The following is a 13,203-nucleotide window of genomic DNA, read 5'->3' on the forward strand; positions in this document are numbered from 1 at the left end:
CGCGCAGGGGCGCCCGGAGAGGATCTCCGGGCGCCCCCTGCGTCGTAGGGACTACTTCGAAAGATTCGCCGGCGGTATCGGGGAAGCCGCCAGCGACTGCGGCGACGTCGTCGACGCGTACGCCGAGGGCGCCGACATGCCGGCCGTCGGATCCACCGCGGGCTCGCCGTCGACCTGCACGGGGACGCCGCCCACGATCCGGATCCCGGACTCGTCGAAGGCGCGCTTGATGCGCCAGCGCAGCTCGCGCTCCACGGTCAGGGACTTGCCGGGCATGGTCTTGGCGGAGACCCGCACCACCATCGAGTCGAGCAGCACGCTGTCGAGGCCGAGCACCTCGATGGGGCCCCACAGCATCTCGTTCCACGGCTCGGCCTTGCTCATGGCCTCGCCGGCCTCGGCCAGCACCGACTTGACCTTGTCGAGGTCCTCGTCGGCGCGGACGGTGACGTCGACGCCCGCGGTGGCCCAGCCCTGGGAGAGGTTGCCGATGCGCTTGACCTCGCCGTTGCGCACGTACCAGATCTCGCCGTTGTCGCCGCGCAGCTTGGTGACGCGCAGGCCGACCTCGATGACCTCGCCGGAGGCGACACCGGCGTCGATCGAGTCCCCGACGCCGTACTGGTCCTCCAGGATCATGAAGACGCCGGAGAGGAAGTCGGTCACGAGGTTGCGGGCGCCGAAGCCGATGGCCACGCCGGCGACACCGGCGGAGGCGAGCAGCGGTGCGAGATTGATCTCGAAAGTGCCGAGGATCATGAGCGCGGCTGTGCCGAGGATCACGAAGGACGCCACCGAGCGGAGCACGCTGCCGATGGCCTGCGAGCGCTGCCGCCGCCGCTCCACGTTCACCAGGAGCCCACCGAGCGCGGTGCCGTCGACGGCCTGCGCGGTGCGGTTCATGCGCTCTATCAGCTTGGTGATCGCGCGGCGGATGGCGACCCGCAGCACGACCGCGATCACGACGATCAGCAGCACCCGCAGGCCTATGCCCAGCCAGGTGGACCAGTTCTGCTCGACCCAGCTCGCGGCCTGTCCGGCCTGCTCCTGGGCGTCCTTGAGCGTGGGCTGTTCCTTCGTGTCGGAAGCCGGCAGGACGGTCGCGATCACAGCGGGTACCTCGGTGTTGCTCGGGGACGGGTGCGGGCTGACCCACCACACTAACGGGGCATCGTGTGTGGATTGTTGCCATGTTCGAGGGAGAGGCCGTGCCCGCCTGGGGATGAAGGACGTGTGGTCGAAAACACTCCCAGCCCGTTACGCGGACATGGTGGCGCCATGACCAGCCATGAGGGGAGACTGACTACGAGATCGTCCCGGCGCGAGCCACGCGCCGCCGGCGTACAAGGAGGCATCCGTGCCGCATGTCCTGGTCCTCAACGCGTCGTACGAGCCGCTCGGCGTCGTACCGCTCCGCCGCGCGCTCGTACTCGTCCTCGAGAACAAGGCCACGTGCCTCGAGGAGTCCGGCGCCTTCATGCACAGTGCGACCCGTACCGTCCCCGCCCCCAGCGTGGTCCGGCTCAAGCGGTTCGTACGGGTTCCCTACCGGGGGCCCGTTCCTCTGACCCGACGTGCGCTGTTCGCCCGTGACGGCGGCCGGTGCATGTACTGCGGTGGCGTCGCAACCAGCGTCGACCACGTCATCCCGCGCAGCCGCGGGGGTCAGCACGTCTGGGACAACGTGGTGGCGTCGTGCCGCCGCTGCAACCACACCAAGGCCGACCGCCACCTGGTGGAGATCGGCTGGCGCCTGCGCCACAAACCGGCCCCGCCGTCGGGCCTGGCCTGGCGCATCATCGGGACCGGGCATAGGGACCCGCGCTGGCTGCCGTACTTGCAGCCGTTCGGCGCGGACGAGGCACTGGCCCGGATCGAAGGCGTCTCCGCCTGATCATCGATCCGGGTCTTCGTGTGTGACGGGGGTGGCCGTGCGCCCGGTGGGCGGGCGGCCACCCCTTTCGTCCGCCGGGCGCTCCCCTGCTGCACACGCCCTGACGGGACGCTGTACGGGTGCGGCGAAGCCGCTGACTGATCGTCCAGTTCCACCTGGCGGGGTTCGACCTGGCCGGGTTCGACCTGGCCGGTGTGAACAACGGCTACCGGGTCGGCCACCAGGACGGGCGGACTCGCGCGTTTGCTGGACGACGACTCTATGCCCTCAACTCCCTTGTCCGGGCGCCTTGTTATGAACACACCGGCAGTCCGATCCGGGGTCGGACCGGGAGGGCGCGGCCGGAGCGGCCGGGCGTCGAAGGTAACGAGTTGGCCGACCGGGGGCCGCTCGCTATTGACGCCCCCTTCACGCGCGCCTTACCTTCCTCGCACCGATAGGAAACCTTCCTAACAGTCCTGCGAGGAGGCAGAGCGGCGATGGCGGTCACCCCCGGCACCCCCAGCGTGCTGCGTGTCATGAACGATCGGGCCGCGCTCGATCTCCTCGTCGCGCACGGGCCGCTCACCCGCACCCGGATCGGCGAGCTGACAGGGCTCTCGAAGCCGACCACCTCGCAGATCCTGGGGCGGCTCGAAGCCGCCGGGCTCGTGCGGACCACCGGGAGTCAGGCCGGGCGGCCCGGACCCAATGCGGTGCTGTACGAGATCGAGCCCGGGGCCGCGCACGTCGCCGCCCTGTCCGCCGACCCCACCGGCATCACCGCCGTCGTCGCCGACATCACCGGCGCCGAGCGGGGACGCTGCCGGATCGAGGCCGTCGCCGTCGCCGAGGACGTGCGGCACCGCACCGCGCAGCTCGTCGCCGAGGCCGTCGAAGGGGCCCTGGGCAAGGCCGGACTCCGGCCGGACGAGCTGACCGCCACCGTCATCGGCACCCCGGGCGCCATCGACCCGCACACCGGGCAGCTCCGGTACGCCCCGCACCTGCCGGGCTGGCACTCGCGCACCCTGCGCGCCGAGCTCGCCGAGGTCCTCGGCACGCCCGTCTCCATCGAGAACGACGTCAATCTCGCCGCCGTCGCCGAGCAGCACGAAGGCGCGGCCCAGGACCACGACGACTTCGTCCTCGCCTACGTCGACGAGGGCGTGGGCGCCGCCATCGTGCTGGGCGGGACGCTGCTGCGCGGCGCCACGGGCGGCGCGGGCGAGATCGGCTACATGCCGCTGCCGGGCGCCCCGCTCGCGCGCGGCGGCGACAGCGTCCACGCCCGTACCGACGGCGGCGGCGGTTTCCAGAGCCTTGTCGCCGCCCCCGCAGTGCGCCAACTCGCCGGGGGCGTGCACGACTTGGGCGAGGCCCTGAGCAACCCCGGTGTGCTCGACGAGGTCGCCCGGCGGCTCGCCACCGGGCTCGCCGCGGTCGTCGCTGTCGTCGACCCCGAACTCGTCGTGCTGTCCGGGACGGTCGCCCAGGCCGGCGGCGACGCCCTGCGGGAGCGGGTGGAGGAGGAGCTGTCCGGGCTCGCCCTGCCCCGGCCGCAGTTGCGCGTCAGCGAACTCGACGGCGATCCCATCCTCACCGGCGCCCTGCGCACCGCCCTCACCCAGGCCCGCGACACCGTCTTCGACACCAGCACCGCCTGACCCGCCCGCCCTCCCTCTCTCCCACGCCCCAACCCCCGTACACGTAAAGGACGTTCGCCATGCCGCGATGGCGCATACCCCTGCGCGCTCCCGTGGTACTCGCCTCGGCCGGGCTGTTGCTCGCCGGCTGCGCCAACCCGAGTACCGGCAGCGCCGACGACGATCCGACCAAGCCCGTGACCATCACGTTCTGGCACGGCTGGTCGGCGCCCGGCGAGGTGAAGGCGATCAACGACTCGATCGCCCGCTTCGAGAAGCTGCACCCGAACATCCGGGTCCGGGCGACCGGGAACGTCTCCGACGCCACCGTCAACCAGGCCCTGCGGGCCGGCGGCGACGAGGCTCCCGACGTCGTCTCGTCCTTCACCACCAACAACGTCGGCCAGTACTGCGACTCCGGCATGTGGGTCGACCTCGACCCGTTCATGAAGAAGACCGGACTGAAGAAGGACGAGGTCTTCCCGCGGTCGCTGCTCAACTACACGAGCTACCAGGGCAATCAGTGCGCTCTGCCGCTGCTCGCCGACGCGTTCGGCATGTACTACAACAAGGACGCCTTCAAGGAAGCGGGTATCGCGCGACCGCCGAAGACGATGTCCGAGTTCGTCGCCGACTCGAAGAAGCTCACCGAGAAGTCCGGGAACTCGTACAAGCGCGTCGGATTCATGCCGAACTTCCGGCTCTACCAGAACAGCCCGGACCGGCTGTTCGCCCAGTGGGGGCCGACGTACTTCGACAAGAGCGGGAAATCGCGGCTCGCGAAGGAGCCGGCCTCGTACGAGTTCTTCAAGACCGCGCGCAAGCTCGTGGACGCACAGGGCGGATATGACGCCCTGGAGAAGTTCCGGACGTCGTTCGGTGACGAGATGTCCAACCAGAACGCTTTTCTGAGCGGCAAGTTGGCCATGCATCTCGACGGTGAATGGCGCGGACTGATGCTCGACGACGCGAAGGCGAAGTTCGACTGGGGGGTCGCCCCGCTGCCGGTCCCCGACGACCAGGCCGAGACGTACGGGCGCGGCTATCTGACCGGCACCGTCGCCGGGATCGCGCACAGCAGCAAGCACCAGAACGCGGCGTGGGAACTGGTGAGGTTCCTGACGGCCGACACCGACCAGGTGGTGAAGTTCGCCAACGCGATCCACAACGTCCCGTCGACGTACGCCGCCCTCAAGTCGCCGAAGCTGGACGCCGATCCGACGTTCCGTACGTTCCTCGACATCGCGAAGAACAAATACAGCCAGGTCCTTCCGCCCTCCACGAACGGCGGCATGTACATCGTGCAGTTGCAGGACTTCTCGTACAGCGAGGAGGCCGGCGATGTCCCTGACCTGAAGAAGGGGCTGAAACGCCTCGACCGGCTCATCGACGCCGACACCCTGCAATCGAAGAACTGAGGGGCGGAGAAGGCACCATGGCACTCACACTTTCCCGGCCCGCGCGCCGCAGACTGCGCACGCTCGGCTTTCTCTCCCCGTGGCTGATCGGGTTCAGCGCGTTCTTCGCGTACCCGTTGATCGCCACCGTCTACTTCTCGTTCATGCACTACAACCAGATCAAGGCGCCCACCTTCGTGGGGCTGCGGAACTGGAAGTACGTGTTCCAGGACATGCCGCTCTTCGGTCCCGCGCTGTGGAACACGCTGTGGCTGGTCGTGATCATGGTGGCGCTGCGGGTCGTCTTCGGGCTGTCGCTCGGACTGCTCGTCACGAAGATCAAGAGCGGGGTCGGCTTCTTCCGTACCGCCTTCTACCTGCCGTATCTCGCGCCGCCGGTGGCCGCGACCGTCGCCTTCGTCTTCCTGCTCAACCCGGCGACCGGACCCGTCAACGAGGTACTCGGCAAGGTCGGCATCGACGGCCCCAACTGGTTCAACGACCCCGCCTGGGCCAAGCCGTCCCTCGTCCTGCTCTCCCTGTGGGGCATCGGCGACCTCATGGTCATCTTCATGGCCGCGCTCCTCGACGTACCGAAGGAGCAGTACGAGGCGGCCGACCTGGACGGGGCCGGGGCCTGGTCGAAGTTCCGGTTCGTGACCTGGCCGTCCATCACGCCGATCGTGATGTTCGCCGTCGTCACCGGCGTCGTACAGACCATGCAGTACTACACCCAGGCCCTGGTCGCCGGAAAGATCGCGTCCGGCGTCTCCATCGGCCCCGGGTCGGTGATCCAGCCCGGGTATCCCGACCACTCGACCCTGACCGTTCCGCAGCTCGTCTACTCGATGGGCTTCCAGAACTTCAACACCGGCGCGGCGTGCGTGCTCTCGCTCGTCCTGTTCGTCATCGCCATGGCCGTGACCATGCTGCTGATGCGCAAGCGCTCGGGCCTGCTCGCGGCGGAGGACTGAGACCCATGACCACGACGACACTGCGCCCGGCGGCGCCCACCACGACCGCCAAAGCCCCGTACGAGAGAGGGCCCGCGGCGGCCCGCGCCCGCCGCAAGCGGGTCCTGAACTGGATCGCCGTGCACTGCGTGGCCATCGCGATCGCGCTGCTGTTCGTGCTCCCCTTCGTGTTCGTCTTCCTGACGTCCGTGATGAGCGACGACCAGGCGATGAGCGGCGACCTGTGGCCGGACGCCTGGCACTGGGAGAACTACAAGGCCGTCGTGCAGACGGACGGCTTCCTCGACTGGTGGAAGAACTCGCTGATCTACGCGGGCCTGGGGACGCTGCTCACCGTGTGCTCGGCGATCCCCGTCGCGTACGCGCTCGCCAAGTTCCGCTTCCGCGGCCGGCGTACGGCGATGATGCTGGTCATCTCGACGATGATGCTGCCGCCCCAGGTCATCGTGATTCCGATGTACCTGGTGTGGGCGCAGCAGTTCCATCTGTCGGGGACGCTGTGGCCGCTGATCATCCCGATGGCGTTCGGCGACGCGTACTCGATCTTCCTGCTCCGTCAGTTCCTGCTGACGATCCCGAAGGAGTACATCGAGTCGGCGAAGGTCGACGGCTGCGGCGAACTGCGCACCCTGCTGAAGATCGTGGTGCCGATGGCCAAGCCCGGCATCGCCGCGATCGCGCTGTTCCAGTTCTTCTACTGCTGGAACGACTACTTCGGTCCGCAGATCTACGCGGCCCAGAACCCGGCGTCGTGGACACTGAGTTACGGGCTCGAATCCTTCAAGTCGGCGCACAGCGTCAACTGGAACCTGACGATGGCCGCGACGCTGCTCGTGATGGCGCCGGTCTGCATCGTCTTCTTCTTCGCACAGAAGGCCTTCGTCGAAGGCGTCACCCTCACCGGGGTCAAGGGCTAAGGAAGGTCATTCGGATATGAAGCTCGCTGTGGTCGGCGGAGGGTCGACCTACACACCCGAACTCATCGACGGATTCGCGCGGTTGCGGGACACGCTGCCGATCGAGGAACTGGTCCTCGTCGACCCGGCGGCCGACCGCCTCGAACTGGTCGGCGGTCTCGCGCGCCGGATCTTCGCCAAGCAGGGCCACCCGGGCGTCATCCGTACGACGTCCGACGTGGACGCCGGGGTCGCCGACGCCGACGCCGTGCTACTCCAGCTGCGCATCGGCGGCCAGGCCGCGCGCAACCAGGACGAGACGTGGCCCCTCGAATGCGGCTGCGTCGGCCAGGAGACGACCGGCGCGGGCGGCCTCGCGAAGGCGCTGCGCACGGTGCCGGTGGTCCTCGACATCGCCGAGCGCGTGCGCCGCGCCAACCCGAACGCCTGGATCATCGACTTCACCAACCCGGTCGGCATCGTCACCCGGGCGCTGCTCCAGGCCGGGCACAAGGCGGTCGGGCTCTGCAACGTGGCGATCGGCTTCCAGCGGAAGTTCGCCCGCCTCCTCGACGTGGCGCCGTCGCAGGTCCACCTCGACCACGTCGGCCTCAACCACCTCACGTGGGAGCTCGGCGTCCGCCTCGGCGGCCCGGACGGCGAGGACGTGCTGCCCCGGCTGCTCGCCGACCACGGTGACGCCGTCGCCGAGGACCTGCACATGCCGCGCCAGATCGTCGACCGGCTGGGGGTCGTGCCGTCGTACTACCTGCGCTACTACTACCAACATGACGCTGTCGTACGGGAATTGCGCACCAAACCGTCGCGGGCCGCGCAGGTGGCCGAGATGGAGCGCGAGTTGCTGACGATGTACGGCGACCCGACGCTGGACGAGAAGCCCGAGCTGCTCGCCAAGCGCGGCGGCGCCTTCTACAGCGAGGCGGCCGTCGACCTCGCCGCGTCCCTGCTCGGCGGCGGCGGCTCGCCGTACCAGGTGGTCAACACGTACAACAACGGCACGCTGCCGTTCCTGCCCGACGACGCCGTCATCGAGGTGCAGGCCGCGGTCGACGGGAAGGGCGCGCGCCCGCTGCCGGTGCCGCGGCTCGACCCGATGTACGCGGGCCTCGTCGCGAACGTCACCGCGTACGAGGACCTGGCCCTGGACGCCGCCCTGCGCGGCGGCCGCGACCGGGTCTTCAAGGCGCTGCTCGCCCACCCGCTGGTGGGACAGTTCGAGTACGCCGAGCAGCTCACCGACCAGCTGATCGCGCACAACCGGGAGCATCTCGCGTGGGCATGACCGTCCTTGCCGTGGACGCGGGGAACAGCAAGACCGACGTCGCGGTGGTCGCGGCCGACGGCACCGTCGTCGGCGCGGCCCGCGGCGGCGGGTTCCAGCCGCCCAAGGTGGGCGTGGAGGCGGCCGTCGACGTGCTGGCCGAAGCGGTCGGCCGGGCGTTCGCGCAGGCCGGCGTCGCCTCGGTCGCGCACGTGTCGGCGTGCCTGGCCAACGCCGATCTCCCGGTGGAGGAGAAGGAGTTGGCGGTCGCGCTGCGGGCCCGGGGTGGGCGCCGGGTGTCGACGTGCGCAACGACACGTTCGCGGTGCTGCGCGCCGGGCTCCTGGAGGACGGCGAGCCGCGCGGCGTCGCCGTCGTGTGCGGCGCGGGCGTCAACTGCGTCGGCATGCTGCCGGACGGGCGCACCGCCCGCTTCCCGGCGATCGGCAAGATCTCCGGCGACTGGGGCGGCGGCGGGGGCCTGGCGGAGGAGGCCCTCTGGTTCGCGGCCCGCGCGGAGGACGGCCGGGGCGAACCCACGGCCCTGATGCGCACGCTGCCCGCGCACTTCGGGCTCTCCTCCATGTACGCGCTCATCGAGGCGCTGCACCTGGAGCACATCCCCCTCGCCCGGCGCCACGAGTGCACGCCCGTGCTGTTCGCCACGGCGGCGGACGGGGACCCGGTGGCCCGCGCCGTGGTGGACCGGATGGCCGAGGAGGTCGTGGCGATGTCGGTGGTCGCGCTGCGCCGCCTCGATCTGCTGGCGGAGGAGGTGCCGGTCCTCCTGGGCGGCAGCGTCCTGGCCGCACGCCACCCTCAACTGGAGTCACGGATCAGCGAGTTGCTGTCGGTCCGCGCGCCCAGGGCGGTACCGCGGGTGGTCTCCGAGCGGCCGGTCCTCGGCGCGGCGCTGCTCGGCCTCGACGCGGTGGGGGCCGCGCCGGAGGTGTTCGCGCGGGTGCGGGGCCACTACGCGTCGTAGCGGGAGCGCGGGGCGCCGGGACCGGGAACGGCCCGGCGCCCCGCCGTGATCGCCGGGCCGCGAAGGGAACCGATCGCATCCCCGGCACGTGTTCCAAGGCGGGGCCCGCGACGTCGTACCGGAAGCGGCCGGGGCACGGCCGGGGCGAGATCGCCTGAACAAGATCGAGTCAATGCCTGTGCGGATGTCAGTCGCGGCAGCGATACTTGCGGCCGTGCACCTTCGCCCGCGCCCTCGTACGCCGGGCGGAAGTGAACGACGTACGACCATGGGGGAGGGTCGAGAGTGACATCACCGCCGAACGGGAGCGCGGCGCCACCGGGGCGTGGCACCGTGCCGTCGATGCCGAGCGTGCCGCCGCAGACGCGGGGCGCGGCGCCCGGCGTGCCCGCGCCCGCACCGGCGCCCGCGCGGCGCACCGCCTGGGCCGAGGGCGTGGACCGCCTGAAGTCCGCGGCGACGACCGAGCCGGGGCGGCTGCGCATCATCGGGGCCGTGATCGCGCTGCTCGTCGTGGCGTTCGGCGCGACGACGGCGTGGCAGATGACGGACCGTTCCGCCGCCGCCGACGACGTGCTGCACTCCAGCCAGCCGCTGAGCGCCGACGCGGCCGACATCTACCGCTCCCTCGCCGACGCCAACACCGCGGCGTCCAGCGGGTTCCTGGCGGGCGGGCAGGAGCCCGCCGCCGTGCGCGACCGGTACGAGAAGGACATCCGTACCGCCGCCGAGAAGCTCGTGACCGCCGCGGCCAGCACCGACCCGGGCTCCCCCTCCGCGAAGACGATCGCCGAACTGAACAAGCTGCTGCCGCAGTACAAGGGCCTCATCGAGCGGGCCCGCGCCAACAACCGGCAGGGCTTCCCGCTGGGCGGCGCCTACCTGCGGTACGCGAACGAGAAGATGCAGACCGAGATGCTCCCGGCCGCCGAGGACCTGTACACCAAGGAGAACCAGCGGCTGCGCGGCGACTACGACGCGGCGACCCCGTACCCCTGGATCGCGATCGCCCTCGGCGTCATCGCCCTCGGGGCTCTCGCGTGGGCGCAGCGACGCAACTACCGTCGGACGAACCGGGTGTTCAACCACGGACTGCTCGCCGCGACCGCCGCCTCGGCGGTGGTGCTGCTGTGGCTCGTGGTGGGGCACACGGTGGCGCGCAGCGGGCTCGACGCCTCCTACGACCACGGCGTCCGCTCGCTGAACGTCCTGCACGACGCGAGCATCGCGTCCTTGAAGGCGCGCGGCAGCGAGAACCTGACGCTGGTCAGCCGCGGCGCCGAGACGGTCGAGCTGAAGAACGGCGACATCAAGGACAAGTACGACGTCGACTTCCAGAAGCAGATGAACACGCTGGGCGACAAGTTGGGCGCCGCCGACTCCCTCGCGGGCGGCGACAGCGCCGGACGCGCCCCGGTGACGAAGGCGAACGCGAGCATGAAGGAATGGCTCGCCCGCCACAAGGACGCCCGCAAGGCGGACGATTCCGGTAACTACCAGGGCGCCCTCGACAAGATCATCGGCTCGAAGCAGGACAAGCCGACCGGAGAGTGCTTCGATCTGGTGGACCAGAGTCTCGACACGGCACTGGCGCACGAGCAGCGGCAGTTCAGCACCGAGGCGGGCGACGGGCTCGACGCGATGACCGGACTGCCCGTGGGCGCCGCGGTGCTGGCGGTGCTCGCCGCGGCGGGCGCGGTGCTCGGCATCGGGCGCAGGCTTTCGGAGTACCGGTGAGAGGGGGTGCGGTGATGGACGGGCGAGGAACGCGCGGGGTGAGTCTGCGCGGCTGGGGCGGCGTGGCGGCCATGGCGGTCGCCTGTGCCCTGACGGCGGTGTTCGCGCTGCTGCTCCCCCTGACGCAGCGCGCCGGCACGGGCGGTGACGGCAGCACCGGGTACGGCTCGGGCGGCGTCGCCGACGGGACCCAGGCCGCGGCCAAGGACTGCGACCCGAAGGTCAAGGACAAGGAGCCGGAGCGCAGCCTGAACCCCGCCTCCGGCAGTGACGACGGGGACGCGGTGCGGGCCATCAAGGACCGCGGCTATCTGTCGGTCGGCGTCGACCAGAACAGCTACCGCTGGGGCTACCGCGATCCCAACAGCGAGGCGAAGACGGCCGAGCTGGAGGGCTTCGACATCGACCTCGCACGCGAGATGGCGGACCGCATCCTGGGCGACCCGACCAAGGTCCACTTCCACGCGATCCCCACCAACCAGCGCATCCCGGCGATCCAGCGCGACGAGGTCGACATGGTGGTGCGCACGATGACCATCAGCTGCGACCGCCTGGAACAGGTCGACTTCTCCACCGCGTACTTCCAGACGGGCCAGCAGGTGCTCGCCCCGAAGACCTCGAAGATCACGGGGTACGACGAGTCGCTCGCCGACAAGCGGATCTGCACGGCGAAGGGGTCGACGGCCGAGAAGGCGCTCGGCGACGACAAGACGGCGAAGAAGCTGCCGGCGAGCACCGACATCTCGACGACGGTGCCGAACCAACTGGACTGCCTGGTGCGGCTCCAGCTCGGCGAGGTCGACGCGGTCGTCACCGACGGCGCGCTCGCGGCGAGCCAGGCCGCGCAGGACCCGACGGTGGAGCTCAAGGGCAAGCCGTTCACCGAGGAGTACTACGGCATCGCCATGAAGAAGGGCTCGGACGACCTGGTCCGCCGGGTGAACGGGGCCCTGGAGGACTACCGCGAGGACGGCGGCTGGCAGAAGTCGTACGACAAGTGGCTGAAGCCGGCGCTCGGCGCGTCCTCCGGGCCGCCCGCACCGAAGTACAAGTGACAGGGACATTCGGGGACGTGAAGGAAAGCGAGAGTGATCGATGGGCGTCGCGGGACCCCCTGGTCCGGTGATGGACCGGGACGAGGTGGACCGTGCCCTGGCCCGGCTCGGTGCGGAGCACGAAGCGATCGAGACGTCGCTGCTCGCGCTCCAGGACCACGCGGGACGCCGCCTGCTGGAAGGCGCGCAGCTGACCGGGACGACCCGGGAGCGCTGGGCGTCGGCCGAGCAGGCGATCACGCTGCTGTGGACGTACTTCGACGCGTACGCGGGCGCTCTGCGCGCGGCGCGCGAGATGCGCTCACGGCGCCGCTGGCCGAGCCGTGACGACCTGGTGGAGCTGACCGAGCTGCTGCGCGGCGAGTCCGTGACGATCGCCTCGGGCGCGGGCACGAGCGGCGGCGCGTCGCCGTCGATCACCGGCCCGGCGAAGCTGTCGGAGCGGTTCACGCTGGCCGCGCTCGTGGAGCGGATGAACGACCTGTACGCGTCGTCCCTCGACATGGTCGTCTCCGCCGACGCGGTGTGGTCGGCGCTGCCCGCCCGCATAGACCTGCTCGCCGCCGAGCTGGGCCGCACCCGCCAGCTCGCGCACTCCGTCGGCGTACGCCCCGGGGAGCACCCGGCGGGCGACGACCTGGAGCGGATCACCGGCGCGCTGACGCGGCTGCGCGAGGAAGTGGTCTCGGACCCGCTCACGTACTGGCAGAAGGCGCACGGGAGTTCCGCGCCGGGCGGCGGCCGCCCGGACACGACGGCGTACGACCGGCAGGCGCGCGCTCTGGAAGAGGTGCGGCGCGAGATCGAGGCCGTGCTCGGCGTACGGCAGGACGCGGAGGCGCGCCTGGCCAGACTGCGGGACGTGCTCTCGCGCGCGGACCGCACCCTCGCCGAGGCGAGATCGGCGCGCGGCGAGGTCCTCGCGAAGATAGCCGCGTCGGAGGTGCCCGCGGTGTCGGGCCCGCCGACCGCGCTCCAGGAGCAGCTGGCGCTGGCCGCCGAGTACCGCAGGCACGGCCAGTGGCACCGGCTGTCGCCGCTCCTGGAGTCGCTGGAGGAGAAGGCCGAGGACGAACTGCTGCGCGCCCGCGAGTCGTTGACGGCCGTGACCCAGCCGCTGGCCGTCCGCGCGGAGCTGCGCGGGCGGCTCGACGCGTACAAGGCGAAGGTGGCGCGGCTCGGTTTCGCGGAGGACCCGTTCCTGGTGGAGCGGTACGACGCGGCGCGCCGCATGCTGTGGAGCGCGCCCTGCGACCTGCGCGTGGCGGAGGAAGCGGTGCTGCGCTACCAGCGGGCCGCGGCGGACGTCCTGGCCGCGCCCAGTGACCAGAGGGGGGAGTCGTAGTCGTGGCCGAAGC

10 protein-coding genes and 1 pseudogene are annotated in these 13,203 nt (G+C 70.7%); 10 read left to right on the top strand and 1 reads right to left on the bottom strand.

Going from position 1 to position 13,203, the window contains the following annotated elements; genetic code table 11:
* Positions 1-51: 51 nt before the first annotated feature.
* The gene (locus V2W30_RS13905; RefSeq protein WP_425244533.1) at positions 52-1,161 is read right to left on the bottom strand and encodes a mechanosensitive ion channel family protein; all 1,110 of its coding nucleotides are present in this window, start codon (positions 1,159-1,161) and stop codon (positions 52-54) included.
* A 196-nt stretch (positions 1,162-1,357) separates the two neighbouring features.
* Here V2W30_RS13905 and V2W30_RS13910 point away from each other — a divergent pair, with 196 nt between their 5' ends.
* The 10 genes and pseudogenes from V2W30_RS13910 (at position 1,358) to V2W30_RS13955 (ending at position 13,190) form a co-directional block, all read left to right on the top strand.
* Entirely contained in the window at positions 1,358-1,894 is a 537-nt protein-coding gene (locus tag V2W30_RS13910) for an HNH endonuclease (protein WP_018531511.1), read from the top strand.
* A 479-nt stretch (positions 1,895-2,373) separates the two neighbouring features.
* Positions 2,374-3,540: an ROK family transcriptional regulator gene (locus V2W30_RS13915; RefSeq protein ID WP_338696559.1), complete on the top strand. Its 1,167-nt coding sequence runs from the start codon at positions 2,374-2,376 to the stop codon at positions 3,538-3,540.
* Positions 3,541-3,599: 59 nt separating this feature from the next.
* Positions 3,600-4,937 carry an ABC transporter substrate-binding protein gene (locus V2W30_RS13920; protein ID WP_338696561.1) on the top strand — a complete coding sequence of 446 codons (1,338 nt, stop codon included), beginning with the start codon at positions 3,600-3,602 and terminating at the stop codon, positions 4,935-4,937.
* A 17-nt stretch (positions 4,938-4,954) separates the two neighbouring features.
* The gene (locus V2W30_RS13925) at positions 4,955-5,890 is read left to right on the top strand and encodes a sugar ABC transporter permease (RefSeq protein ID WP_338696563.1); all 936 of its coding nucleotides are present in this window, start codon (positions 4,955-4,957) and stop codon (positions 5,888-5,890) included.
* Between the two features lie 5 nt (positions 5,891-5,895).
* A complete protein-coding gene (locus tag V2W30_RS13930) occupies positions 5,896-6,807 on the top strand; it encodes a carbohydrate ABC transporter permease (RefSeq protein ID WP_338696565.1) in 912 nt (303 codons plus the stop codon).
* A 16-nt stretch (positions 6,808-6,823) separates the two neighbouring features.
* Entirely contained in the window at positions 6,824-8,089 is a 1,266-nt protein-coding gene (locus V2W30_RS13935) for a 6-phospho-beta-glucosidase (protein ID WP_338696567.1), read from the top strand.
* Positions 8,086-9,053, top strand: a pseudogene (locus tag V2W30_RS13940) (N-acetylglucosamine kinase). The gene V2W30_RS13935 and the pseudogene V2W30_RS13940 overlap by 4 nt, the downstream one beginning before the upstream one ends.
* Before the next feature lie 342 nt (positions 9,054-9,395).
* A complete protein-coding gene (locus tag V2W30_RS13945) occupies positions 9,396-10,790 on the top strand; it encodes a hypothetical protein (RefSeq protein WP_338696568.1) in 1,395 nt (464 codons plus the stop codon).
* A gap of 14 nt (positions 10,791-10,804) precedes the next feature.
* Positions 10,805-11,845: a glutamate ABC transporter substrate-binding protein gene (locus tag V2W30_RS13950; RefSeq protein ID WP_338696570.1), complete on the top strand. Its 1,041-nt coding sequence runs from the start codon at positions 10,805-10,807 to the stop codon at positions 11,843-11,845.
* 40 nt (positions 11,846-11,885) lie between these two features.
* Positions 11,886-13,190 carry a hypothetical protein gene (locus V2W30_RS13955; protein WP_338696572.1) on the top strand — a complete coding sequence of 435 codons (1,305 nt, stop codon included), beginning with the start codon at positions 11,886-11,888 and terminating at the stop codon, positions 13,188-13,190.
* Positions 13,191-13,203 lie beyond the last annotated feature (13 nt).

Source organism: Streptomyces sp. Q6, from assembly GCF_036967205.1.
Taxonomy (GTDB): Bacteria; Actinomycetota; Actinomycetes; order Streptomycetales; family Streptomycetaceae; genus Streptomyces; species Streptomyces citrinus.